This is a genomic window from Corynebacterium sp. (assembly GCF_052107835.1).
GTDB lineage: Bacteria > Actinomycetota > Actinomycetes > Mycobacteriales > Mycobacteriaceae > Corynebacterium.
Map to the genome: position 1 here is coordinate 1 of NZ_JBQEDF010000024.1, position 24504 is coordinate 24504.

General features: G+C 68.0%; 20 protein-coding genes. 3 read left to right on the top strand and 17 right to left on the bottom strand.

Features of this window, described 5'->3' with window-relative positions:
- Positions 1-57: 57 nt before the first annotated feature.
- The 8 genes from ACTIL2_RS07630 to ACTIL2_RS07665 form a co-directional block, all read right to left on the bottom strand.
- Positions 58-1422 (bottom strand): glutamate-5-semialdehyde dehydrogenase, encoded by a 1365-nt coding sequence (locus ACTIL2_RS07630; protein WP_442336856.1) that lies wholly within the window; start codon positions 1420-1422, stop codon positions 58-60.
- 77 nt (positions 1423-1499) lie between these two features.
- Positions 1500-2816, bottom strand: a complete 1317-nt coding sequence (proB, locus tag ACTIL2_RS07635) for a glutamate 5-kinase (RefSeq protein ID WP_442336857.1) — start codon at positions 2814-2816, stop codon at positions 1500-1502.
- A gap of 136 nt (positions 2817-2952) precedes the next feature.
- Entirely contained in the window at positions 2953-4458 is a 1506-nt protein-coding gene (obgE, locus tag ACTIL2_RS07640) for a GTPase ObgE (RefSeq protein WP_442336858.1), read from the bottom strand.
- Positions 4459-4531: 73 nt separating this feature from the next.
- Entirely contained in the window at positions 4532-5497 is a 966-nt protein-coding gene (locus ACTIL2_RS07645) for an ABC transporter substrate-binding protein (RefSeq protein WP_442336859.1), read from the bottom strand.
- A 137-nt stretch (positions 5498-5634) separates the two neighbouring features.
- Positions 5635-5901 carry a 50S ribosomal protein L27 gene (rpmA, locus tag ACTIL2_RS07650; RefSeq protein WP_442336860.1) on the bottom strand — a complete coding sequence of 89 codons (267 nt, stop codon included), beginning with the start codon at positions 5899-5901 and terminating at the stop codon, positions 5635-5637.
- A 61-nt stretch (positions 5902-5962) separates the two neighbouring features.
- A complete protein-coding gene (rplU, locus tag ACTIL2_RS07655) occupies positions 5963-6265 on the bottom strand; it encodes a 50S ribosomal protein L21 (RefSeq protein WP_442336861.1) in 303 nt (100 codons plus the stop codon).
- A 312-nt stretch (positions 6266-6577) separates the two neighbouring features.
- Positions 6578-7162: an NADPH-dependent FMN reductase gene (locus ACTIL2_RS07660; protein WP_442336862.1), complete on the bottom strand. Its 585-nt coding sequence runs from the start codon at positions 7160-7162 to the stop codon at positions 6578-6580.
- Between the two features lie 166 nt (positions 7163-7328).
- Positions 7329-10715 carry a translation initiation factor IF-2 N-terminal domain-containing protein gene (locus tag ACTIL2_RS07665; RefSeq protein WP_442336863.1) on the bottom strand — a complete coding sequence of 1129 codons (3387 nt, stop codon included), beginning with the start codon at positions 10713-10715 and terminating at the stop codon, positions 7329-7331.
- 319 nt (positions 10716-11034) lie between these two features.
- On the opposite strand from ACTIL2_RS07665, the gene ACTIL2_RS07670 reads away from it, so the two are divergent.
- On the top strand, positions 11035-11832 hold the full coding sequence (locus ACTIL2_RS07670) for a hypothetical protein (protein WP_442336864.1): 798 nt from the start codon (positions 11035-11037) through the stop codon (positions 11830-11832).
- Here ACTIL2_RS07670 and ndk read toward each other — a convergent pair.
- Positions 11822-12232, bottom strand: a complete 411-nt coding sequence (gene ndk / locus ACTIL2_RS07675) for a nucleoside-diphosphate kinase (RefSeq protein ID WP_442336865.1) — start codon at positions 12230-12232, stop codon at positions 11822-11824. The genes ACTIL2_RS07670 and ndk overlap by 11 nt on opposite strands.
- Before the next feature lie 34 nt (positions 12233-12266).
- On the bottom strand, positions 12267-12944 hold the full coding sequence (locus tag ACTIL2_RS07680; protein WP_442336866.1) for a YoaK family protein: 678 nt from the start codon (positions 12942-12944) through the stop codon (positions 12267-12269).
- Between the two features lie 98 nt (positions 12945-13042).
- Between ACTIL2_RS07680 and ACTIL2_RS07685 the strand changes: the two genes are divergently transcribed.
- Positions 13043-13423 (top strand): GNAT family N-acetyltransferase, encoded by a 381-nt coding sequence (locus ACTIL2_RS07685; protein WP_442336867.1) that lies wholly within the window; start codon positions 13043-13045, stop codon positions 13421-13423.
- Positions 13424-13427: 4 nt separating this feature from the next.
- Here ACTIL2_RS07685 and ACTIL2_RS07690 read toward each other — a convergent pair whose 3' ends face one another.
- The 5 genes from ACTIL2_RS07690 to ACTIL2_RS07710 all read right to left on the bottom strand — a co-directional run bounded on the left by ACTIL2_RS07690 (position 13428) and on the right by ACTIL2_RS07710 (position 19139).
- A complete protein-coding gene (locus tag ACTIL2_RS07690; RefSeq protein WP_442336868.1) occupies positions 13428-13859 on the bottom strand; it encodes a DUF4233 domain-containing protein in 432 nt (143 codons plus the stop codon).
- Positions 13856-14419, bottom strand: a complete 564-nt coding sequence (locus ACTIL2_RS07695) for a TIGR00730 family Rossman fold protein (protein ID WP_442336869.1) — start codon at positions 14417-14419, stop codon at positions 13856-13858. The genes ACTIL2_RS07690 and ACTIL2_RS07695 overlap by 4 nt, the downstream gene beginning before the upstream one ends.
- The gene (gene folC / locus ACTIL2_RS07700) at positions 14416-15978 is read right to left on the bottom strand and encodes a bifunctional tetrahydrofolate synthase/dihydrofolate synthase (RefSeq protein WP_442336870.1); all 1563 of its coding nucleotides are present in this window, start codon (positions 15976-15978) and stop codon (positions 14416-14418) included. The genes ACTIL2_RS07695 and folC overlap by 4 nt, the downstream gene beginning before the upstream one ends.
- On the bottom strand, positions 15979-18702 hold the full coding sequence (locus ACTIL2_RS07705; protein WP_442336891.1) for a valine--tRNA ligase: 2724 nt from the start codon (positions 18700-18702) through the stop codon (positions 15979-15981).
- An 89-nt stretch (positions 18703-18791) separates the two neighbouring features.
- Positions 18792-19139 carry a hypothetical protein gene (locus ACTIL2_RS07710; RefSeq protein WP_442336871.1) on the bottom strand — a complete coding sequence of 116 codons (348 nt, stop codon included), beginning with the start codon at positions 19137-19139 and terminating at the stop codon, positions 18792-18794.
- Positions 19140-19986: 847 nt separating this feature from the next.
- On the opposite strand from ACTIL2_RS07710, the gene ACTIL2_RS07715 reads away from it, so the two are divergent.
- Positions 19987-21939, top strand: coding sequence for a solute carrier family 23 protein (locus tag ACTIL2_RS07715; protein WP_442336872.1), 1953 nt, complete (start codon positions 19987-19989; stop codon positions 21937-21939).
- Positions 21940-21968: 29 nt separating this feature from the next.
- Here the strand turns inward: ACTIL2_RS07715 and ACTIL2_RS07720 are convergent, their stop codons facing one another.
- Both ACTIL2_RS07720 and ACTIL2_RS07725 read right to left on the bottom strand, forming a co-directional pair.
- Positions 21969-23039: an alpha/beta hydrolase gene (locus tag ACTIL2_RS07720; protein ID WP_442336873.1), complete on the bottom strand. Its 1071-nt coding sequence runs from the start codon at positions 23037-23039 to the stop codon at positions 21969-21971.
- 136 nt (positions 23040-23175) lie between these two features.
- Positions 23176-24180, bottom strand: a complete 1005-nt coding sequence (locus ACTIL2_RS07725; protein ID WP_442336874.1) for a malate dehydrogenase — start codon at positions 24178-24180, stop codon at positions 23176-23178.
- Positions 24181-24504 lie beyond the last annotated feature (324 nt).

The window sequence follows — 24504 nt, forward strand, 5'->3', positions numbered from 1 at the left end:
TCGAGAGGTGTGAAAGTCAACAGGACGCCCCGACGGCCGGATGCGGCCCCTCCTCCGCTACGGGCGGGCCTGGCCCTCCCCGTTGATGATCCACTTGGTGCTGGTCAGCTCGGGCAGGCCCATGGGCCCGCGTGCGTGCAGCTTCTGGGTGGAGATGCCGATCTCCGCACCGAAACCGAACATTTCGCCGTCGGTCCAGGCAGTCGAGGTGTTGATCATCACCGCGGCGGCGTCCACGTTCTGCTCGAAGAACTTCGTCGCCTTGTAGTCGGTCGCGCTGATGGCCTCGGTGTGGCCGGTGGTGTACTGCGTGATGTGGGCGACCGCGGCCTCCACCCCGTCGACGATCGCGGCGGCGATGTCGAAGGAGCCGTACTCCTCGACCCAGTCCTTCTCCTCCGCCTGCACCACGCCGCTCACGCCGAGGGCGGACAGCTGGTCGACCTCACCGTGCACGGTCACCCCGGCGTCCTGCAGCGCGGTCAGGACGCGCTTCTTGTCGGCGTCCGGCAGGGCGGCGTCCAGCAGCACGACCTCGGTCGCGTTGCACACCGAGCAGCGGCGGGTCTTGCCGTTGATGACCAGTTCCGTGGCCTCGTCGACGTCGGCGGATCCGTCGACGTAGAAGTGGCAGTTGCCGGTGCCGGTCTCGATCGCGGGCACCGTCGCCCCGGTGACCACGGCGTTGATCAGGCCGGCGCCACCACGGGGGATGACGATGTCGACGAGGCCGCGGGCGGTGATCAGGTCCTGGACCGAGTCGTGGGTCTCGCAGGGCAGCAGCTGCACGGTCTCGCGCGGCAGACCGTGCTGCTCGCAGACGTCCTGCAGGATCTCCACGAGGCGGGTGTTGGAGTTCTGCGCCGACTTGGAGCCGCGGAGCAGCGGCACATTGCCGGATTTCACTGCCAGGCCGAAGGCGTCGACGGTCACGTTGGGACGTGCCTCGTAGACCATGCCCATCACCCCGAGCGGGACGCGGACCTGCCGCATCTCCAGCCCGTTGGGACGCCGGGAGCCGCGGACCACGTCCCCCACCGGGTCGGCGAGGTCGGCGACCTGGCGCAGGCCGCCGGCGATGCCCTCGATGCGGGCGGCGTCCAGTGAGAGACGGTCGATCAGGGACTCCGACATGCCGCGCTCGCGTCCGGCGGCGATGTCGGCCTCGTTGGCTTCCAGGATGGAGGACGTCTCCGCCACGAGCCGGTCGGCGGCATCGATGAGCAGGTCGTTCTTCTCCGTGGTGGTCAGTGCGGGACGCTGGGAGACCTCGCGGGCCTTCGCGGCCTTGGCCAGGACCTCGTCGCGCTCGGCGGCGCGGGTGGGGGTCAGTCCGGCGGTGTCACTGACGGTTGAGTTGGTGCTGGCGGAACCAGCCGGTCCGGGAGTTGCGGTGGGTGCTGTCGTCGTCACGTCGGTCATGGTGCCCAAGGATACGTGACCCGCCGCCCAATATCAGCCGGATTGTTCAACAATTCCTGCGGGGGGCGGTTCCCGGACTAGCTCGTCGCCCCGTACACCCTGGACTGACGGTTGGAGTAGGTGGCCATGTAGTCCACGTGGATCACCGGACGCTGGGCGAACTCCGGAAGCTCGGTGGTGGTCTTGCCGATCATGCCCTCCAGGGTCGCGGAGTCGTAGTTGACCTCGCCGCGCCCGATGAGCACACCGTCCGGCCCGACGACGTCGAGCACCTCGCCGGAGCTGAAGCCGCCGTCCACCTTCGTGACACCCACCGCAAGCAGCGAGCTGTGCCGCTCCATGGCCTTCACCGCACCAGCGTCCAGATGCAGGGTTCCGGCGGAGTCCGCGGCGTAGAGCACCCAGAACTTCCATGCAGACAGGCGGTCCTCGCGCGGCCAGAAGCACGTCCCGACCTTCGCCTGGTCCAGTGCCGCACCGATGTTCTCCGTCGACGTCAGCAGCACCGGGATGCCCGCGCGTGACGCGAGCCGCGCCGCCGAGACCTTCGCCGCCATGCCGCCGGTGCCCAGGCGTCCGCCGTCCCCGGCGACGACGCCGCGCAGGTCCTTGGCGTTCTTCACCTCGGCGATGAAGCGGGCGCCCGGCTCGGCCGGGTTGCGGTCGTAGAGACCGGCGACGTCCGACAGCAGCACCAGCGCATCCGCGTAGGCCAGGTGGGACACCAGCGACGCCAGCCGGTCATTGTCGCCGAAGCGCATCTCCGAGGTGGCGACCGTGTCATTCTCGTTGACGATCGGCACCGCCTTGAGTTGGCGCAGACGGTCCACGGTGCGCTGGGTGTTGCGGGCCCGGTCGCGGCGCGCCGCGTCCGACGCGGTCAGCAGCACCTGGCCGACCGAGCGGCCGTAGCGGGCGAAGCTGCGGGCCCACTCCTGGGCGAGCAGCACCTGTCCGGCCGCGGCGGCCGCCTGCTTGGTGGCCAGGTCGGTGGGCTTCTGCGTGAGGCCCAGCGGCCCCATGCCGCACGCCACCGCACCCGAGGACACCACGATGACATCGGTGTCGCGGTCCATGCGGGCCTCGAGGGCGTCGGCGATGACGTCGATGCGTTCCGGGCTGACCAGGCCGTTGTCGTCGGTCAGGCTGGACGAACCGATCTTGACCACCACACGCTTGGCTTCCTTGATGGTTCCCCGGACGTCCGAGCGGTGGCCGTAGGCGGGGTCCCCCTCCGTGACCTCCGGGTCGGGGAACTGCTTGGTGGTCGCGGGGATGACGGGACCGGGCTGATGCACCGCATCCGTGCCGAATTCCAGCGGAGCCGGGTACTCGAACACCGAGGGGGTATCGGAGTCTCCAGCAATGTCGGATGCATCAGTGGTGTCAGACATGAACATCATTATTACCCAGCGAGCCCCGGTGCCGCCATGAGGATGGCCTCACCTACGCCCCCTTGGACGTCCCCACCGGGCGTCCGTCGGCGGCTCACCTGCAGATCAACCACCCAACACACCCGACACGCCGGGGCTACCCTTCCCAGCGCTCCCGGGAGGCCTCTTCCCCGTCGCCGTAGTCGTACTCGTCGATAAGGCCGCGGCGGGCCTGTGAGGCACGCTTGCGCTCGTCCGAGGTGGAACGGTCGGTGCGGTCCAGCCGGCGGTCCGTACCGCGTCCTGAGGGCATCAGGTCGACGCCTGCGGCCGTCTGCGGCTCCCACTCGAAGGTGATGGGCCCGATGGTCACTTCGCAGCCCTCCACGGCGCCAGCCATGTACAGCGCGTCCTCGACCCCCGCCTTGGCGAAGCGGTCGGCGAGGTAGCCCACCGCCTCGTCGTTCTCGAAGTCGGTCTGCCGGATCCAGCGCTCCAGCTTCTCGCCGGTGACGATGAAGGCGTCCTCGAACTGCGGGTCCTCGGTGACCTCGAAGTCGACCTCACCCTTGCGCCGCTTGTGCTTGGGCACGATGACCTGGGGGGCGACCTCCTCCACCGGGTGAGCGGCGCGGTGTTCGGTGACGATCCCCATCAGCGCGTAGCGCAGCTGGTCGAGGCCCTCGTGGGACGCGGTGGAGATCTCGAACACCGGCCAGCCGAACTCCTCCTCGAGTTCGGGACGCATCAGCTCGGCCATCTCGCGGGCGTCGGGCACGTCGATCTTGTTGAGGATGACCACGCGCGGGCGGTCACCGAGGTCGCCGAGACCTGCGTCCACCGACAGCTCGGACTGGTAGGACGCCAGCTCCGCCTCCAGGGCACGGATGTCGTCCAGCGGGTTGCGCTCGGACTCCAGCGCGGCGCAGTCGACCACGTGCGCGAGGACGGCCGTGCGCTCGATGTGGCGCAGGAAGTCCAGCCCGAGGCCCTTGCCCTGGCTCGCCCCCGGGATCAGCCCGGGAACGTCGGCGATGGTGAAGACCTCGTGGGCGACGTTGACCACACCGAGGTTCGGCTGCAGGGTGGTGAACGGGTAGTCGGCGATCTTCGGCTTGGCCGCGCTCAGGACGCTGACCAGTGACGACTTACCCGCGGAGGGGAAACCGACCAGGCCGACGTCCGCCATGGACTTCAGCTCGATGGTGAGGTCCCGGGCCTCCCCCGGTTCGCCGAGGAGGGCGAAACCGGGCGCCTTGCGGGCCTTCGAGACCAGCGAGGCGTTGCCGAGTCCGCCGTGGCCGCCGGCGGCGGCGATGAACCGCTGCCCCGCGGTGGTCAGGTCCGCCAGGACCTCGCCCCTGCTGTCGAGGATCACCGTGCCCGCCGGGACGGGCAGCACCAGGTCCTTGCCGCGGGCGCCGTGGCGGTGGTCGCCGGCGCCGGCCGCCCCGCGCTCGGACTTGATGTGCGGGTGGAAGTGGAAGTCCAGCAGGGTGTGGACCTGCGGGTCGACCTCGAGCACGACGTCACCGCCGTGCCCGCCGTTGCCACCGTCGGGTCCACCGAGGGGCACGAACTTCTCTCGGCGCACTGAGGCGCAGCCGTTGCCGCCGTCGCCGGCCTGCAGATGCAGGACGACTCGGTCCACGAAGCGTGACATGATTGAGCGGCCTCCCTGTTCAAGGGGTTGGTGAAGAGGAGTGACGTGGTCGGAGGGGATCCCGATGATCCTATCACCCGTCGATGAAGTCAATCATGTCGGTGAGCACGTGGTCCGCAGCGACGACGGAGGCATTGAGGAACCACGGGTCCACGTCGACCTCGAAGGCCCGCCCGTCGGCCACGACCGGAACACTTCTCCAGCTGGATTTCCCGGTGACCTCCGCGGCGGCACCGGGGAATCCGTAGAACAGCCAGTCCGCGTCGAGATCCGCCGCGTTCTCCATCGACAGGTCGTGCCCGGGTGAATCGTCGAAGGCCTGGTTCATCGGACGGGTGAAACCGGCGTCGGCCGCGACGATACTGGCCAGGGCACGCGATCCCATCATCAGGTAGTCGTCGCCCTTCGCACGGACCAGGGAGATGGTGCCGCCGTCGCCCCGCTCGGTGGCCCAGTCCTGCGCGCGCTCCTCGTAGTCGGCGAGCAACCGGTCCGCCTCCCCGCGCTTGCCGAGTGCGTCCCCGATGGTGGCGAGATCGGCCTTCCACTCCTCGGAGCCACCGTTCGACAGGGCAACGTCGGCCAACCTCCCCAGCTCGGCGAGCTGGTCCTCGTCGGCGCGTTGGTTGGACAGGACCAGGTCCGGCTCGAGCGTGGCGATCTTCTCGATGTCGATGTCCTGCCGGGTACCCACGGATTCCACGGTGTCGAGGTCGAAGGTGTCGGCGAAGCGTTCCTTGACGAAGTCGGGGACTCCTTCCGACGCAGTCCCGACCGATTCGGCGAAGGCGACCCCGACGGGCAGCACACCGAGCGCGAGACAGGTCTCGAACTGCCCGGTGTTCAGCGCGACGACGCGCAGCTGCTGTTCGTCGGCCGTGCGGGCGGGGCTTCCGGACTGCTGGGCGTCCGCACCCCCACTGTCCCCGTCACCGTCCCCGGAACCACAGGCAGCGAGGACCGCCGCCCCGAGGCCGAGGGTGCCACCGAGGAAGGCGCGGCGGGTCAGTGGCGACAACGTGGGGGGTCGGAGAGTCATGGAGAGTAGGCTACCCTACTCTCTGATCCGCCCGTTTCCCGGGTGCGCAGCCCCGACGGCTCCGGGGCCACACAGGAGGAACCCCCGGCAGCCGAGGCTACCGGGGGTTCGACGCGAGGGGACTCGCCGTGGGGCAGTTAAGCCTCGACGGTCTCGTCCTCGACGATGTTCACCAGTCGACGGTTACGGCGGGTGCTGAACTGCACGGCGCCGCCCTTGAGGGCGAAGAGGGTGTCGTCGCCACCACGGCCGACGTTCTCACCCGGGTGGAAGGACGTTCCGCGCTGACGGATCAGGATCTCGCCGGCCTTGACCTGCTGACCACCGAACCGCTTGACGCCGAGGCGCTTGGACTCGGAGTCGCGACCGTTGCTGGAGCTTGCTGCACCCTTCTTGTGTGCCATGGTCTTTTCCCTCCTTGAGAAAAGTATGTACCGCTGCGAAGGGCAGCGGTCGCTGGGTTGATTACTTGATGCCGGTGACCTTGAGGACGGTCAGGTGCTGACGGTGACCGTAACGGCGCTTGTAACCGGTCTTGTTCCGGTAGTGCATGCCGTTGATCTTCTTACCCTTGGTCTGGTCGACGATCTCGGCGGCAACGGACTTGTCGGCGAGCTTGTCACCGGAGGTGACGTCAGCGCCATCGACGAGGAGAACCGGGGTGAGAGCCACGGACGAACCCGGCTCTCCCTCGATCTTCTCGACCTTGACGAGGTCACCTTCGGCAACCTTGTACTGCTTGCCGCCGGTCTTGACGATCGCGTACATGGAAGGGCTACCCCTTTGTTTCTCTACTCGGCTCAGGCCGCCCCTCCACCACTGTTCCGTCCCCGGGGACAATCCCGGGACGAATATGCGGCCTGAAAGGCAAACTGACTGGACTTACGTGCTTTCACTGCGTTCAACATCCGGCACCACAACCCCACGGGGCGGGCGCGTGCGCTCGGGCGCACGTAACCTACTGTCGAACAGCGACTGCTCAATACTAGCCGTTGCCCCACCGAACACCAAAACCACCTCCGGTGCCAATGGCACCGGGTGCGGTCGGGGCACCCGGCCGCGGCCTCCCGGGGAACGCGGCTAGGACGCGGCGACGGTCTCGGTCACCGCCGCGGCGACTGCGGTCCCGAGCGCGACGAGCTCGTCGTTCTGCGCCCGCCCGGGGGTGAAGGTGAAGTCGGGGAAGACGTCGGCGAAAGTCAGCTTGACGTCGCCGCCGACGTGGTTCATACCAAGGAAGGTCACGATGGTGCGCCAGTGCTCCAGGGCGGAGGCGGCCCCGGTACCGCCCCAACCGATGAACCCGACGGGCTTCTCGGTCCACTCGACGAACAGCGCGTCCACGGCATTCTTCATGACACCGGGAACCGAGCCGTTGTACTCGCCGGTGGCGAAGATGAAGCCATCGAAACCGCCGACGACCTCGGACCAGGCCGCGAGCTCCTCCTCCTCGTAGGCACCTTCGTGCATGCGGGGCGGGGTGGCGGAGGTGAACTTGCCGAGGGTCTGCGCGGCAAGGTCGAGGACCTCGAATTCGACGGCCCCCTCGGCGCCGACGGTGGCGTCGAGGACCTCCTTCGCCCAGGTGGCGATCTTGATGGAATTGCGGCCTTCGCGGACGGTGCCGGCGAAGATCGCGATGCGGGGAACGGTATTAGTTGTCATGTCCACTAAACGTACGCGGGCCGGTCGGTTCCGGCAACACCGGGCCCGCCGGATGTGTCACATCCCACCTCACCCACATCGTCCGCCGCCGCAAGAGGCGAGCGCCCGGGGCCCTCCGTGAACCGGGAGTCAGCCTGGGCACTGGCCTATGCCATAGGACTCGGCGTTAGGACGAGCTGCGGACCACCTTGCGGCGACGGCGGCGTCCCGACCGCGGGCGCCGGTTCTCCTGGTGACGGGACTTCTGGTCGTCCCCGGCCCCGGATGACTGCTCCGTGGACGGCGCGGGGGTCCCGGCGGGTTCGGCGGTGACAGCCTGCTCAGACTGCTGGACCGGTGAAGGATCCTCCTCCGGAACCTGCGACGCCTGGAGCCCGAAGTCCCCGGGTGCCGGGGCAACGTCCGACCGCGAATTCCCGCGAACCCGGCGGCGTCGGCGCGGTGAGCGCTGGAAATCGGCGCGTGCGTTCTCGAACTCGGCACGGGGATCCGGGGTGGACTCCTGTCCGGTGTCGGTCGGCGTGTCGGTCCCGGTCGCGGCAGCTGCCTCCGGGGCCCGGTCAGCCTCCGGGGTTTCCACGACGCGCCGGACGACCCGGCGTCCGCGACGGTCACGGCTGCGACGGACCGTCACGCCCGTGTCCGTGTCGGCGCCAGCGTCCGTGTCCTCGTCACCGGAGTCCGGTGTCTCGACGGCGGCAGCGCTGTCCGGCTCATCGGCAACGTAGTCCGCACCCGTGGGCTCCTCCGGGTCGACGTCCCCGGCGTGGGCGACCGCGTGTGCCGCGATCGAGGAGATGTCGTCTCCGGCGTCACCCGCGTCACGCGATGCGTCCTGCTCCTCGTCGGCCGCCCGGCGCACGATCCGACGACGGACGCGCCGTCCGCCACCGGACACCGTGGACGCCCCGGTCGCCGCAGACCCGCTGTGCGCCGGTTCCCCGGACTGCGCCGGTTCCGTGGACTCCGTGGACTCCGCAGTGTCCTGGACCGCCGAGTGCACCACCTTCGCGACCTCAGCGGTCGGCGGCTCCGCGTGCTGCTCGTAGCGGCGGCGGATCTCCTGCTCGTGGCGCGCCTGCTTCAGCCCGTCACGGTCCGCCCCGTCCTGCTGGCCCTGGTAGCCGCGGCGTCCGCGGTGCCCCTTGCCCGACTTGTGGGACTTGTCGTCGTCCTCGTCATGCTCGTCGTGCTCGACGGGGTCCTCGTGGACGATGATGCCGCGTCCGGCACACGCCTCACACTCGGTGGAGTAGGTCTCCACCAGGCCGGCGCCCAGGCGCTTGCGGGTCATCTGCACGAGACCGAGGCTCGTGACCTCGGAGATCTTGTGCCGCGTCCGGTCGCTTGCCAGGAACTCCGTCAGCCGACGCAGCACCAGGTCCCGGTTCTCCTCCAGGACCATGTCGATGAAGTCGACGACGATCATCCCGCCCATGTCCCGCAGGCGCATCTGGCGGACGATCTCCTCGGCCGCCTCGAGGTTGTTCTTGGTGACCGTCTCCTCGAGGTTGCCGCCCGAGCCGGTGAAGCTGCCGGTGTTGACGTCGATCACGATCATCGCCTCGGTGCGGTCGATGACCAGGTAGCCGCCGGACGGCAGCCACACCTTCCTGCTCTTGGCGTTGCTCAGCTGGTCGTCGAGCTCGTAGGCGGCGAACGCGTCCTCGCCGTCGTGGTCGTCACGGTTCCACTTGACCAGCTTGTCCTCGAGGTCGGGGGCCATACGGTGGACGTAGTCGTGCACCATGCCCCACGACTTCCCGCCGTCGACGACGAGCTCGTTGAAGTCCTCGTTGAACAGGTCGCGAACCACCTTCACCAGGAGGTTCGGCTCCTCGTACATCACGACCGGGGTGGAACCCTTCTTGTCACGCTGGGCCTCCTCACGCCCGGTGATGTCGAGCCAGCGGCGGTGCAGCCGGTCGACGTCCTCGGCGATCTTCTCCTCGCTGACGCCCTCGGCGGCGGTGCGGATGATCGTGCCGCCGTTCTCCGGGACGACCCGCTGCAGGATGCCCTTCAACCGCTTGCGCTCCGCCTCCGGGAGCTTGCGGGAGATCCCCTGCGTCTTGCCACCCGGGACGTACACCAGGTAACGGCCGGCGAAGCTGACACGGTTGGTCAGCCGGGCGCCCTTGTGGCCCAGCGGATCCTTGATGACCTGCACCAGGACCTGGTCGCCCTGCTTCAGGGCAGACTCGATCCGGCGTGAGCGGCCACGGATGTGCTCCGAACGCCAGTCGACCTCGCTGGCGTACAGGACGGCGTTGCGTCCGGTGCCGATGTCGACGAAGGCGGCCTCCATACTGGCCAGGACGTTCTGCACGCGACCGAGGTAGATGTTGCCGATCGTGGAGGTCTGCGTCTCGCTGGTCACGAAATGCTCGGCGAGCAGCCCGTCCTCCACGACACCGACCTGGGTGACGCGGCCCGGGTGGTCACTGCGCTTGGCGTCGCGGACGACCATGGAGCGGTAGATGTTCTCGCGGCGGGCCATGAACTCCGCGCGGGTGACGGACTTGTGCTTCTGGTTGCCCTGCTCCTCGCGCCACCGGCGCTTGGACTCCAGGCGTGTGGAGCCCTTCAGCTTCACGGGCTCGTCGACGACGGCGACCTCGGGCTTGTCCGCCTTGTCCGTGTTCCCGTCGTTCCGGGCGTCCTGCTTCGGGGTGTCCTGCTCCGGGGCGTCCTGCTGGTCCCCACGCTGCTGGTCACCACGGCCCCGCCCGCGGCCGCGGCTCCCGCGGCGACGGCGGGAGGACGCCGACCCGTTGTCCCCGTTACCGCTGTCCCCGTTCTCCCGGGAACCGTTCCGGTCCCCGGATTCGTCGGCCTCCTGCTGGCGCTCGAGTTCCTTCTCACGCCGCAGCTGCTCGGCACCGGCCGCGGCACTGCGGGAACCGACGCGCCGGACGACGCGCCGACGCACCACGGGACGCCCGGAGTCCTTTTCCCTGGCTTCCCCGTCTTCCCCGGCGGGCTCCGGCTCCGGTGCGGACTGCTTCTTCGTTGCCGGCTGCGTGGGCTCAGGGGTCTCTGGCGTATCGGCCGTGTCCTGTGTGGAGGTCGCGACGGCTCCGCTGCGGCGTGTGGTCCGGCGACGGCGGCGCGGGCTCTGCGCCGCCGAGTCGTCCAGCGCATTCTGCGCGGACGTGGGCTGTGCCGTGGTCGTCGCGGTGCTCGGGACGACCGCCGGGGACTCCTGGACGTCCACCGGCTCGACCGGCTGGCTCGGGGCCCCGGCCTTGCGCGTCGCCCGACGGCGACGCTTCTGCTGTGCGGGTGCCTTCTTCTCCGGAGCCTTCTTCTCCGGTGCCTCCGCCGGTTCCCCGGCGGTGGTCAGCTCACCGAGCACCCGCTCCGCCTCTGCCCTGGGCAGGGTGGACGTGGCCCGCTTGTCCCCGATCCCGTGCTCCCCCAGCACCGTGATCATCTCGGCACTGGGAATCCCCAGTAACTTGGCCAGCGCATGGACGCGGACCTTCTCCCCCAGATCTTCAGTTGTTACTCCGGCGGCTGCTGCCGCAAGTTCCTGGCTTGTATTCGCCACATTTCTCCTTGATGGCGCCCCAGCCCAGAGTCCCCCGGTCCGACGACGGGCGCTGTGGTTGATCACGCAGCCTCGCATCGTCCTGCCGGTTGCGGATGTATCCGCTGACCTGTGCCGTGACGGTTGAATTCATAAAGTTACGGTTACGGCGCACATCCGCTGCCTTGTCGGGCCCAATGACGTCATCGCTGAGGATTCCATCACTGACGGGTGCAGCACGTTCCACCCCTCATTGTTGCACACGAGAGCGACCTCAGGTTCACCACCGTCCCAGATGTGACGAGGGTCCCATTACGCCGAAGGCGCTACGCTGGTAATCATGAGCGACTCTCTACGCTATCTTCAGGAACTTCAGCGTTCCCTCGCCATCGCGCTACCGGTACGTGTGCTCTTCTCCGTGGTGTTCGGCGTCATCGTCGGCCTGATCTCCTCACCGATCGCCCAGCCGTGGATGCCGTTCGCCCTGATCGGCGTGATGTTCCTCCTGGTCATCCCCGCCACCATCCGCATCAGGACCCGGGGGCTGAACCACAACGACTACGCGCCCATGAAGCCCGATTCCGAGACCGACGGACGCACCGTCGGCCCCTTCCCCTCCCTTCAGGGCCGAACAGCTCCGCAGCAGCAGCAACGCCTGTTAATCCTCACCGTCGCGACCGTGGTCCTCGGCCCGCAGATCGGGGACGCCATCGACCCCGCATTCGCGGGCTGGACATGGGCTGCGCTCATCACCCTGATCACGCTCGCCTCCACGTGGCGCATCCTCGTCATCGACGCCGCAGCCCCGGTGGGCTACGTCCCCCTGCGCGACGTCTTCGCCACCGAGCCCGGGTGGACCCCCGCCGACGACGCGGACGCCGTCGCCTCCACCCTCTACGCGATGCAGGCGGTCCCCGCCGGACGCCAGGTTCGCCTGGACGTCCTGCTGGACTCCGTGACGCCCCTCGGCCTCGATGGCGAACAGGTCAAAGCCGGTATCGACACCCTGACAGCACAAAGCCTCGCTGTCGTGATCCGCGACCGCAGGGACAGGGACACCGTCCTGAAATGGGTCACGCTCACCGAGGAAGGCAGCGAGGCTGTTCAGCGTGGAGTGGGCAGCGCGGTCAGAGGTTAGGGAACCAGATACCGATCTCGCGCTCGGCGGACTCCGGGGAATCCGAACCGTGGACCACGTTCTCGGCCACCGAGGTGGCGAAGTCGCCGCGGATCGAGCCCGGGGCGGCCTTGGACACCGGGTCCGTGCCGCCCGCGATCTGGCGCCAGGCGTCGATGGCACGGTCGCCCTCGACGATGCCCGCGACCAGCGGTGCGGAGGTGACGAAGTCGACCAGGTCGCCGAAGAACGGCTTGTCGGCGTGCTCGGCGTAGTGCTTCTCCGCGGTGTCGCGGTCGGCGACGCGCAGGTCCAGGGCGGACAGGGTCAGGCCCTTGCGCTCGATACGGGCGATGATCTCGCCGATGATGCCGCGTGAGACACCGTCCGGCTTGATGAGGATGAGGGTGCGTTCAGTCATGGGAGTCACCCTACCGAACCGACATGAACGGGAGTTAAAGCGGCAGTCCCTTTCGACGCCGACGGTTCCGGACCAGTTGGTTGCCCACCGCCAGGAGCACCACGAACCCCGACAGCGGGTAGATCGCCGGCAGGCCCAGGTTGAAGAACGCAAGGGCCCCGACCACCGCGCCGGCGGAGAGGAACACCGCGATCAGCAGTGGGTACACCCAGGCGGCATGGCGCCCACCGAAGAAGGAGTCCACGAACCGCTGCCCCGCCTTGACCAGGGTGCCCGTCACGTAGGTCAACGCGATACTGACCTCCCCGTCGCGCTCGAAGACGGAGTTCACCGCCCCGATACCCACTGACAGCAGGAGGACGCAGGCCTCCTCGTACCCGGTGAGCAGACAGGACGCGCTGGCGATGAACAGCACGGCCACCATCGCCAGGACAGCCTCACGGGCACGGTACCGGCCCCACCGGCGGGTGGTGAGCCGGTGCACCAGCGCCCCGACCAGCACGCCGGCCATGAACAGGGCTATGCAACGTCCGGCCAGCCACATCAGGTCCGTGTCGTCCTCCACGAAGGACACCGCCAGACGGGTGCTGTTGCCTGACATGAACGACAGGAAGACCCCGCCGTAGAACATGAAGCCGATGGAGTCGGCGTACCCGGCCACGATGGCGAGACACATTGCGAGGGCCCGTTCACCGGGACGGTAGTTGATCATCAAATGTGATCGTACCGGCGATTTCGCTTCCCCGGAACGTTTGGACGTGCAACAATCACTGGAAGCAGCACACACATCCGACGTTAAGGAGATCAACCATGGGTGACCTCACCGACAAGACCGGTGCCGCCGTCTCGGTCCGGGTGACGCCGAAGGGCAACGCCTACGCCATCTACCTCGACGGACAGGGCGCAGCGGGGCAGGACGACGACTCCCACGCCGGGGCCACCTACTTCGTGGACCGGGGGGACAGCCGCATCTTCCACCACACCCTCGTCGGGGACGAGTACGCCGGACGCGGCCTCGGCAGCATTCTCGTCGGTGAGGCGCTGGCGGACACCAGGGCACAGGGCCTGACCGTCGTTCCGTCCTGCCAGTTCGTGGCGGCCTGGATCGAGAAGTACGGCTACGACGGGCCGGTCAGTTCCCCCACCCAGGAGACCGTGGACTACGTCCTGGAGCACGCCGGCGAGGCGTGACTGGCTAGTCCCTGTTCTCCTGGACGTAGTAGTGCTGCGCGGGCAGGAGCCCCTTCTCCATTCGGCTCCTCACATTCGAACGCAGGTGGTAGGTGTACCACCACGCCAGAATGAAGAGGACGGCGACGAACAGCATCGAGACATGCACGAATCCGCCGAGGACCACGAGGACCTGCAGTCCGATGTTCATCCTGTCCGCCCACGGCCTGAACTGCAGGAACGACGCCACCACCAGCACCACGCCGAGCACCCCGACATAGCCCATGTTGAACGGGGTGGCGTGGACACCCTCATCGACGACGCCGACGACGGGGAGCACCAGGAGCACGGTGATGGCCTCCATCAGCATGATGCCGGCCATCATCCCCTTCAAACCCTTGAAGGGATCCACCTGCACGTCATGTGCTGGGCCCAACGGCGTCGTGTTCTCACTCATACGGACCACTTTGCCGCAGCGGGTGCCCAGCAGTCCAATGCGGCGCTGAGTTCCGCGGCGTCCGGCAGGTGGATCAGCCCGTCCCGGTGCTCGGCGGCGAGGAAGCCGCGCTCCACCATGCGGTCGAGCATCTCCAGCATCGGCCCCCAGTAGTCGTCCACGTCCATCAGGGCGACGGGCTTGCGGTGCACGCCCAGGACCTGCGCGGTCCACACCTCGAAGAATTCCTCGAGGGTGCCGATCCCGCCGGGCAGGGTGACGAAGGCATCGGCCAGGTCCGCCATCCGGTTCTTGCGCTGGTTCATGGTCTCCACGATGTCGAGGCTGGTCAGCCCCGGGTGCCCGGTCTCCCCGTCGTACAAGTGGCGGGTGATCACCCCGTGGACCTCCATCCCGGCGTCCAATGCGGTGTCCGCCGCCACGCCCATCAGCCCGACGGAGCCGCCGCCGTAGACGAGCGAGTGGCCGGACGCGGCGAGTTGGGTCACCACGTCCACCGTCATCTCCCGGTAGGCGGGGCTGTCCCCCACCGCAGAGCCGAGGTAGAGCGCCACCCTCATGCCGGGTCCTTTCCGAACAGCGTGCGCGCGTCGCCGGCGGTGACGACCGATCCGGTGACCAGCACACCGGCACCGGAGACCTGTCCCTCACCGAATCCGCCGTCGTCCTCCGCGAGACCGACGGCCAACTCGACGGCACCGGGCAGGTTCACACCGACGTGGACCCGCTCCTCGCCGAAGGCGTCGCGGGCGTACTCGGCGAGGGTCTCGACGTCCACCGCGCGCGGCGAGGTGTTCTGGGTGACCACGATCTCGTCGAGGACGGGTTCCAGGGCCGCGAGAATGCCGCGGGCGTCCTTGTCCCCCAGCACCCCGACCACCCCGATGAGCCGGCGGAAGGAGAAGTCACGGTCGATGGCCGCCGCCAGGGCCTTCGCCCCGTGCGGGTTGTGGGAGGCGTCGATGAACACACTGGGGGTGGCACGGACGCGCTCCAGGCGGCCCGGGGACGTCGCCTGGGCAAAGCCGCGCCGGACGGTGTCCTCGTCGAGCATGCGTCCCGCCCCGGCACCGAAGAAGGCCTCGACGGCGGCCAGGGCGGTCGCGGCGTTACGGGCCTGGTGCTCGCCGGACAGCGGCAGGAAGATGTCGGTGTACACCCCGCCGAGTCCGCGCAGCGACAGGGTCTGGCCTCCGACGGCGACGGTGGATTCCACCACGCCGTACTCGTTGCCCGCCCTGGCCACCGCGGAGTCGGAGTCCACGGCCTGCGTGAGCACGACCTCCAGGGCCTCCGGGTCCTGTTCGGCGACGATGGTGACGTTGTCCGGCGGAGTGAGCAGGTCATCAGCATCCCAGCGGGGCTTGATGATTCCGGCCTTCTCCCCGGCGATCTCGGTGAGGGTGTCGCCGAGGTAGTCGGTGTGGTCCAGGCCGATCGGGGTGATCACCGCGACATCGGCGTCGATGACGTTGGTGGCGTCCCAGCGTCCACCCATCCCGACCTCGACGACGGCGACGTCCACCGGCGCATCGGCGAACGCGGAGTAGGCCATTGCCACGAGGACCTCGAACTTGCTCATCGGCGGGCCGCCCTGGTCCAGGGACTTCGCGTCGACCATCTCGACGAAGGGCTGGATGTCCCGCCAGGTCGCCACGTAGTCCGCCGGGTGCAGCGGGACGCCGTCGACCGCGATGCGTTCGGTGGCGAGCTGCAGGTGCGGGCTGGTGGTCCGTCCCGTGCGGCGGTGGAAGGCGCGCAGCAGGGACTCGACCATTCGCACCACCGACGTCTTGCCGTTGGTGCCGGCGACGTGGACGGCCTGGTAGTTGCGCTGCGGATTGCCGAGCAGGTCCATGAGCCACTCGATACGGTCCAGCGTCGGGTCGATCTTCGTCTCGGGCCAGCGCTCGTTGAGCTCGGCCTCGACCTCGGCCAGCGCGGCGAGGTCCTCGGGTGTGACGGGACGGTGGACCACGGACTCGTCCGAGTCCTTGGCGTTCTCCGGGGCGTTCAGGTCGATCGGCAGATCCAGGCCGGACGCGCTGAGCGTCGCTTCGCCGTAGACCTCCTCGACCAGGTCCTCGTTGTCCCCGTCCTTGCCTTCGTTACGACTCATCTAGTTCAGGCTCTCCAGCCGGGCGGTGATGCGCCCGACCTCCTCGACGGCCACCTGGCGGCGGCCCTTGATCTCGGCGACGACCTTCTCCGGCGCCTTGGCCAGGAAGTTCTCGTTCCCGAGCTTCTTGTCCGACCGCTCGAGTTCCTTGTTCGCCTCGGCGAGGTCCTTCTCCAGCCGCTTGCGTTCCGCGGCGACGTCCACGGTGCCGGAGGTGTCCAGCTCCACGGTGATCGTGGCGGTGGCCAGGCGCAGCTCCACGCTCGCGGTCGGGGTGAAGCCGTCCTCCGGGGAGGTGACCTTGACGATGGAGCGGACGGCGTCCTCCAGTTCCGTGAGGTCGGCTGCCGCGGCGTCGAAGCGTCCCGGCACCTTCTGCGAGGGCTTGACCCCCTGGTCAGCGCGGAAACGGCGGATCTCGGTGACCAGCTTCTCCACGTCCGCCAGGCGGCGCACGGCATCCCCGTCGGTGGCGACACCGCCGTTCGTGTCCTCTGCGGTGGGCCAGTCGGCGACGACGAGACTGTCCGGGTAACCGTCCACGCCCCCGGTCAGAACGGTCCACAGGGTCTCGGTGACGAAGGGCATCGCCGGGTGCAGCAGGCGGAAGACGGTGTCCAGCACACGGCCGAGCACCAGACGGGTGTTCTCACCACGAACCCGGTCAGCCTCCGTTGCGGCGTCCCAGTCACGCGGGATCTGGACCTTGGCGATCTCCAGGTACCAGTCGCAGAACTCGTTCCAGGTGAAGCGGTACAGGGCTTCGTTGGCGACGGCGAACTCATAGCGGTCCAGGTGGGTGTCCACCAGGACGCGCAGGTCCTCGAGCTTGTCGAGGATCCAGCGGTCGGCGTCCGTGAGATCATCGCGGGCCGGGGAGGTACCGGGTTCAACCCGTGCACCGTTCATCAGCGCGAACTTCGTGGCGTTGAACAGCTTCGTGGCGAAGTTGCGGGACGACTGCGCGGAATCCTCGCCGATGGGGAGGTCGGTGCCGGGGTTGGCTCCGCGGGCCAGGGTGAAGCGTAGGGCGTCCGCCCCGTAGTCACGGACCCAGTCCATCGGGTCGATGCCGTTGCCCAGTGACTTCGACATCTTGCGGCCGTGCTCGTCACGGACCAGGCCGTGGAGGAAGACGTCCGTGAACGGGATCTGCGGACGACCGTTCCGCTGGTCCTTCGTGGTGCCGGGCTCCCCGTCGTCGAGGTGTGATCCCGTGATGGTGTCGGCGAAGGTGGCGAACATCATCATGCGCGCGACCCAGAAGAACAGGATGTCGTAGCCGGTGACCAGCACGGACGTGGGGTAGAACTTGGCGAGCTCGTCGGTGTTGTCCGGCCAGCCCATCGTGGAGAACGGCCAGAGGGCGGAGCTGAACCAGGTGTCCAGCACGTCCTCCTCGCGGTGCCAGCCCTCGCCGGTCGGAGCCTCGTCGTCGGGGCCGCAGCAGACGATCTCGCCCTCGGGGCCGTACCAGATGGGGATGCGGTGGCCCCACCACAGCTGCCGGGAGATGCACCAGTCGTGCATGTCGTCGACCCACTCGAACCAGCGGGGTTCCTGGGAGGTGGGGTGGATGACGGTGTCGCCCTCGCGCACCGCGTCCCCCGACATCGTCGCGAGCTCCTCAACCTTGACCCACCACTGCTCGGACAGGCGCGGCTCAATGGCCTCCTTGGAACGCTCGGAATGCCCCACGGAGTGGACGTAGGGGTGAATGCGCTTGATGACGCGTCCCTGCTCCTCCAGGTCCAGGCGGATCTGCTCACGGGCCTCGAAACGGTCCATGCCGTCGAAACGGGTGCCGGTGTTGGCAATGTGGCCGGCCTCGTCGATGACCTCGGGCATGTCCAGGTCGTGGCGGCGGCCCATCTCGAAGTCGTTCGGGTCGTGCGCCGGGGTGATCTTCACCATGCCGGTGCCGAACTCGGGGTCCACGTAGTCATCGGCGATCACCGTCATGGTGTGGCCATCAATGAACGGGTGCGGCAGCTCGCTCCCGATGATGTCCTGGTAACGCTCGTCGTCGGGGTGGACGGCGACAGCGACATCGCCGAGCATCGTCTCGACACGGGTCGTCGCGACGTCCGCGTGCGGCCCCTTGCCCTCCGGGTCGCCGTAGCGCAGGGTGACCAGTTCACCGTCGTCGTCGGAGTAGATGACCTCGATATCGGAGATGGCGGTGCGCAGCACGGGCGACCAGTTGACCATGCGCTTCGCGCGGTAGATCAGGCCGCGGTCGAAGAGCTCCTTGAAGATGGTCTGCACCGCGCGGGAGAGCCCGTCGTCCAGGGTGAAACGTTCGCGGTCCCAGTCGACGGAGTCACCGATGGCGCGCATCTGCGACTGGATGACGCCGCCGTACTTCTCCTTCCACTCCCAGACCTTGCCCACGAACTCCTCGCGGCCGTAGTCGAAACGGTCCCTGCCCTCAGTCTCCTTGAGCTCCGCTGCGACCTTGGTCTGGGTGGCGATGCCGGCGTGGTCTGAGCCGGGCAGCCACAGCACCTCGTAGCCCTGCATGCGCTTGCGGCGGGCCATCGCGTCCATCAGGGTGTGGTCCAGGGCATGGCCCATGTGCAGCTGGCCGGTGACGTTCGGCGGCGGCAGGACAATGGAGAACGGCGGCTTGTCGCTGGTGGCGTCCGCATGGAAGTATCCCGCGTCCACCCAGCCCTGGTAGAGCTCGGCTTCGACGTCGGTCGGGGTCCACTGCTTCGGCAGGCGGTCGGCCCGGTTCGCGGTACTGGTGTCGGCGCTGCTGCTGGTCTTCTCGGTCACGGTTGAACAGTCTAGTGCAGGGGGCGGACATATCAGTGGAGAGGGTTGTGGGCTGGGCCGCAGGCTGCCAGTTCGGGGAAGCGCTCCTCCCAGAGCCGGCGGATCCGGATGGCTTTCGGAATCGTGGGCCAGTCGGCTACCAGGTGGTCCCGGTTGATGATCGAACACACCTGCTCGATGGTCCCCTCGGCGAGCGCGGCGCTGTAGGCGATGGAGCGTCCGCCCCTGCTCGCCAGGTCGACGGTACTTCCACCGGGGCGCGCCCAGTGGATCGACAGCGGAACGTCGAACATGCCGTCCTCGGGGCCGTGCAGCTGCTCCAGCGAGTCAGGCACAGCGTATTCCTTGGAGTCGCGGAAGAGTGGTCTGCGGGCGACCATGTTGCCTGTACCTCCTCTTCCGAAGTCCTCGTGCCGGGGCTGGGTGGCGGACCGTATCAGCGTGTAGTGGAGTGCGCCATGAGGTAAGACGTACCGGGGTCACACCGGCTCCAGCTCTACAGACCGCGGACCGCAGGCCTCGTCTCCGACGAGTAATCGTGCGGCTTACACCCATCCGGTCCGCTAAAAGGATGGCCACGGTTGTAAACCTACTCCACAGTGACTTCTGGAGCATCGGCTTTCGTTTCCGGAACACCGCCAATGATTCACGTCCGTGATCGCACCGCTTTGCTTGGACGTACTTCAGTTGACACCGACAATGCGGTGCGCTGAGGTACCTGTGGCCAGAGCTCATCTCCCAGCTGTAGTGGCAGACCGGGAGGCAGCCCCACGGAGAAGACACGCGCGCCACATTCTTCGCCACGCATGGCACACCAGTCGCAATCTTCGATACCGTGCAACGACTTATCCTCTTACATGTCGACTCGGAACCCGAGCAGACCATCAAGCAGTGCGTTCTGCAGAAGAGAAGAGGAAGAGGCACGTCTCCGCCTGGCAGAGATGGTCTACCTGGCCCGCGCCGAAGCGCGGGCGTAGGGAGTCACGCCCGCGCCGTATCCACGATCTCGTCGACCACCGCACCGGGGATGAGCTCGAAGCACAGATCCGCGTACCGCAGAATCCCCCAGCCCCACAGGGCCGAGCAAACGGGAGTGGGAGCGGAAGGTCGCAGGACGTGACTGCCCGGTGAGGACAATCACGGCGAACCGCTTTCACCCACCGGAAACATCAGGAATATGCTGAGCCGGTACCACTCCCCTGACGTTCCCGGAGACCCCAGAACCCCATGAGCACGAACAAGGCCACACCGCCTACGCCGGCGAGCGCCAACACGCCCAAGCACCCCGTCGACCAGGTCCCGGCCCCCGGCAAACTGGCCGTCCTGTCCACCCAGCACGTGCTGGCCTTCTACGCCGGTGCGGTCGTCGTCCCGCTCCTCATCGCCAGCGGTCTCGGCCTGGACGCCGAAACCACCATCCACCTGATCAACGCGGACCTGTTCACCTGCGGCATCGCCACGCTGATCCAGTCCGTCGGTTTCTGGAAGGTCGGTGTGCGCCTGCCGATCATCCAGGGCGTGACCACCACCGCGATCTCCCCGATCATCGCGATCGGCCTGGCCACCACCGGCGGCGAGGGTGGCACCGAGGCACTCCCGGCGATCTACGGCTCGATCATCGTCGCCGGACTGTTCACCTTCTTCGCCGCGCCGTACTTCGCGAAATTTATCCGGTTCTTCCCGCCGGTGGTCATCGGAACCGTCCTGACGACCATGGGCATCACCCTGCTCGGCGTCGCGGCGGACGACATCACCAGTTTCGCCGAGGGCACCCCGGATGCCAGGGACATGTCCTACGCCGCCCTGACCCTGGCGGTCATCCTGTTCGCCCAGCGCTTCTTCAAGGGCTTCCTGGGCACACTCGCCATCCTGATGGGCCTGGTCATCGGCACCGCCGTGGCCGTCATCCTCGGCGACGCAGGCTTCAATGACGTGGGCAGCTCGGACTGGGTCGGTTTCACCACCCCGTTCTACTTCGGCGCCCCGGAGTTCGTGCTCACCGGCATCATCTCGATGTGCATCGTCATGCTGATCACCATGGTCGAGACCACCGGCGACGTCTTCGCCGCCGGCGAGATCGTGGGCAAACGCATCAAGAAGGACCACATCGCCGCCGCCCTGCGCGCCGATGGTCTGTCGACGACCCTCGGTGGCGTCCTGAACTCCTTCCCGTACACCTGCTTCGCCCAGAACGTCGGGCTGGTCCGGATGACCCGCGTGCGCTCACGCTGGGTCGTCGCCGGCGCCGGCGTGATCATGATCGTCATCGGCCTGATCCCCAAGGCGGGTGCGGTGGTCGCCGCGATCCCGGGCCCCGTCCTCGGCGCGGCGAGCCTGGCCCTGTTCGCCAACGTCGCCCTGGTCGGCATCCAGACCCTGGGTAAGGCGGACCTGTCGGACAACCGCAATGCCGCGGTGATGACGATCTCCATCGGCCTGGGCATGCTCGTCGCGTTCAAGCCGGACATCGCTCTGCTCTTCCCCGAGTGGGCGCAGGTCTTCTTCGCCTCCGGTGTGACCACCGGCTCGATCGCCGCGATCCTGCTGAACCTGCTGTTCTTCCACGTGGGACGCCGCAGGTCACCGGACGTCACCCGTGACTCTGCAGGACGCACCGTCGCCCTCGACGACGTCAACTCCATGGACTCCACCACCTTTGTGGAGACCTTCTCGCCACTGTTCAACAACACCACGTGGCCGCTGGAACGCGCCCACGCCGCCGCCCCCTTCAACACGGTGCAGGATCTCCGGGACGCCGTGCAGGAAGCCGTCCTCACCGCAGGACGCGACGAGCAGCGTGCCCTGGTCGCCGACTACCCGTCGATGGCCGAACTGCTGTTGGACCCGGAGGCCGCCGATCGGATCTCCGGTTTCGCCGGGTCAGTGGCGCTGGAGGACCTGGACGCCATGGACGACGTGGAGCAGGAACAGCTTCAGGAGCTGTCCGACCGCTACCAGGAGCGTTTCGGACTGCCCTTCGTGACTTGCCTGGGTCGCCTGGACTCCCGCTCACAGATCATCAGCGAGGGTCTCCGGCGCCTGGAGAACTCGCCGGCGCAGGAGCACCTGCAGCTGCTCGGCGAGGTCGTGGAGATCGCCAATGACCGCTTCAACCACCTCATCGCCGACGCCAACCCGGTGGCGTCCGCCTGGGAGAGCAAGTTCGACCACCTGGACTAGGTTCCTGGACCGGGGGCCGGTGACGGGCCTCAGCGCACCACCGTGCTCACGGCGCTGACCGCAGCGTCCATCGCCCGGCGCGCACCCCGCCACACCGCCACCGAGTTCACGAAGGGGTGCACCAGTCCACGGTGCCGGTTCAGGGTGACCGGCACCCCGGCCTCCTCCAGACGGCGGGCGTAGGCCTCCCCCTCGTCCCTGAGCGGGTCGAAGCCCGCGACCGCGACATACGCCGGGGCGAGTCCCGAGAGGTCCTCGGCCAGCAGCGGGGACACCAGGGGGTCGGTCGGGTCCGTCACCGCACCTGTGTCGGTGCCGCGGCCCAGGTAGTGGTGCTCGTACCACTCCATGTGCTCGGCGGTGAGGTACATACCCTGGTCCCCGAACTCGCGGTAGCTGTCCGTGCGGTTGGCAAGGTCGGTCACCGGAACGAACAGCAGCTGCAGGGCGGGTTGCGGGCGTCCCCTGTCCCGCAACCACAGGCAGGTGGCGGCGACGAGGTTGGCGCCGGCGGAATCACCGGAGACGATGACGTGCTCGGTGTCGATCGGGGCGCCGATGGCCTCCACGGTCTCCGGACCCGCCTCCTGCACCGCCGTCACCACCGCGGCAACGTCCTCCAGCGGAGCCGGGTAGGGGTTCTCGGGTGCCAGGCGGTAGTCCACCGACACCACGGTGACGCCGGCGTCCGCGCACAGGCTGCGGCAGGCGGAGTCGTGGGAGTCCAGCGATCCGGTGACCCAGCCCCCTCCGTGGGCGTAGACGAGGGTGGGCCGCGGTTCCCCGTCACCACCGTCCCCGGCGGTCGGGGAACTCAGGTAGACCCGCACCCCCACCCCGGCGATCTGTGTGTCGTGGACCCCGGCGACCTTCACTGTCCCGGCGGCGAGGTGCGCCTCCTTCTCCACGATGCGGCGGGAGTGCACCGGGGGGACGTCGACGATGTCGAGCGAGCTCACGACCTTCAGAGCCAGCAGTGAGGCCTTGACGTCCGCGTCGAGGAGGTCCTGGTCCCTGTTCTTCCGCCTGCCGAGCACACGCAGTACGGGCACGGGGATCCTCGAGAGGAGCCGGGCGCCGAACGCCGTGGTCTTGTCCACCACCCCGGGGGTGAACTGGCCGTTTCCGGGATTGACTGCCCCAGTGACTAGGGTGTGATCTACGTCATTCAAGATTGCCATGCGCCAACGTTCTCACACTATGTGTCCCGTGTCACTAGTTTATTTCGTTTGGCAATCAGACCATTCCGGCGTCCTGCACGGTCGTGAACTCCGACTGCAGTTCAGCGACGCTAGCGTCGATGCCCTCGCGCTGCCGGTCGCCGATACCGAGACCCTGGACGATCTCCCAGTGCCCGTCCACGCTGCGGCAGGGGAAACTGCTGACGATCCCCTCCGGAACCCCGTAGGAGCCGTCGGACGGCAGGGCGACGGACACCCAGTCCCCCTCCGGCGTGCCCGAGACCCAGTCCCGCATGTGGTCGGTGGCCGCGGAAGCCGCCGACGCCGCCGAGGACGACCCGCGCACGTCGATGATCTCCGCACCACGGTTCGCCACGCGGGGGATGAACTCCTCCTCGACCCACTCCGGGTCGAGACGGTCCGCCACCGGCTCACCGTCCAGCTCCAGTTCGGTCACGTCGGGGAACTGGGACGAGGAGTGGTTGCCCCACACCGTCATCCGGGACAGCCGCGACGGGGCGACCTCCAGCTTCTTCGCCAGCTGCGCCAGGGCACGGTTGTGGTCCAGCCGTGTCATCGCGGTGACCTGCCGGGCGGGGAGCCCGGCGTGCGCGGCGAGGATCGCCGCATTGGTGTTCGCGGGGTTGCCGACCACCAGGACGCGCACGTCGTCGGACGCGGACGTTCCGATCGCCGTACCCTGCGGACCGAAGATCGGACCGTTGCCGACGAGCAGGTCGGAGCGTTCCTCACCCTTCCCACGCGGCTTGGCGCCAACGAGGAAGACCGCGTCAGCGCCGGCGAACCCCTCCTCCTGGTCATCGGTCACGGTGATGTCGCCGACGTGGGGGAAGGCGGAGTCCAGCAGCTCCATCGCCACCCCTTCCGCGGACTTCACCGCGGCGGGGATCTCCAGCAGGCGGAGGTTCACGGTGCGGTCGCCGAACACCTCACCGGCGCCGATGCGGAAGAGCAGTGAGTAGGCGATCTGGCCGGCGGCGCCGGTGACTGTCACGGTGACGGGGCTGGTGGACGTGTTGACGGATGTGGAAGTTGCCATGGTGGACGACCTCGTTCCTGATAGGGGGCGCAACGCCGTGTGTGCGGCGTCACAGTCGGTTCCGTGACACCCAACCTAGTGCAATCGGGGCGGGGGCCCCTGATCCGGTGCACCCTCATAGGTGGGGTTTCACACGAAAAGGGGGCACCCGCGCCCGATTCCACCGCGTCCCGCCGGTGACAGGCATATCCTGGGGTGACACGACCACTGTGAACACCGTGACCTCCGGACGACCCCCGGTACCGACGGTGACCACGTTCGGGAACGCCGACGGGTGTGCACCCCCTTCCACCCCTCTCGCGGCCGCCGGATTCCACCAGGAGA

Coding starts and splice junctions, on each gene's coding strand:
- ACTIL2_RS07710 (WP_442336871.1), bottom strand. CDS start 19,139: ATGGTCGCCCGCAGACCACTCTTCCGCGACTCCAAGGAATACGCTGTG.
- ACTIL2_RS07725 (WP_442336874.1), bottom strand. CDS start 24,180: ATGGCAACTTCCACATCCGTCAACACGTCCACCAGCCCCGTCACCGTG.
- ACTIL2_RS07645 (WP_442336859.1), bottom strand. CDS start 5,497: ATGACTCTCCGACCCCCCACGTTGTCGCCACTGACCCGCCGCGCCTTC.
- ACTIL2_RS07690 (WP_442336868.1), bottom strand. CDS start 13,859: ATGAGTGAGAACACGACGCCGTTGGGCCCAGCACATGACGTGCAGGTG.
- ACTIL2_RS07715 (WP_442336872.1), top strand. CDS start 19,987: ATGAGCACGAACAAGGCCACACCGCCTACGCCGGCGAGCGCCAACACG.
- obgE (WP_442336858.1), bottom strand. CDS start 4,458: ATGTCACGCTTCGTGGACCGAGTCGTCCTGCATCTGCAGGCCGGCGAC.
- ACTIL2_RS07660 (WP_442336862.1), bottom strand. CDS start 7,162: ATGACAACTAATACCGTTCCCCGCATCGCGATCTTCGCCGGCACCGTC.
- ndk (WP_442336865.1), bottom strand. CDS start 12,232: ATGACTGAACGCACCCTCATCCTCATCAAGCCGGACGGTGTCTCACGC.
- ACTIL2_RS07630 (WP_442336856.1), bottom strand. CDS start 1,422: ATGACCGACGTGACGACGACAGCACCCACCGCAACTCCCGGACCGGCT.
- ACTIL2_RS07695 (WP_442336869.1), bottom strand. CDS start 14,419: ATGAGGGTGGCGCTCTACCTCGGCTCTGCGGTGGGGGACAGCCCCGCC.
- folC (WP_442336870.1), bottom strand. CDS start 15,978: ATGAGTCGTAACGAAGGCAAGGACGGGGACAACGAGGACCTGGTCGAG.
- ACTIL2_RS07680 (WP_442336866.1), bottom strand. CDS start 12,944: ATGATCAACTACCGTCCCGGTGAACGGGCCCTCGCAATGTGTCTCGCC.
- proB (WP_442336857.1), bottom strand. CDS start 2,816: ATGTCTGACACCACTGATGCATCCGACATTGCTGGAGACTCCGATACC.
- rpmA (WP_442336860.1), bottom strand. CDS start 5,901: ATGGCACACAAGAAGGGTGCAGCAAGCTCCAGCAACGGTCGCGACTCC.
- ACTIL2_RS07670 (WP_442336864.1), top strand. CDS start 11,035: ATGAGCGACTCTCTACGCTATCTTCAGGAACTTCAGCGTTCCCTCGCC.
- rplU (WP_442336861.1), bottom strand. CDS start 6,265: ATGTACGCGATCGTCAAGACCGGCGGCAAGCAGTACAAGGTTGCCGAA.
- ACTIL2_RS07685 (WP_442336867.1), top strand. CDS start 13,043: ATGGGTGACCTCACCGACAAGACCGGTGCCGCCGTCTCGGTCCGGGTG.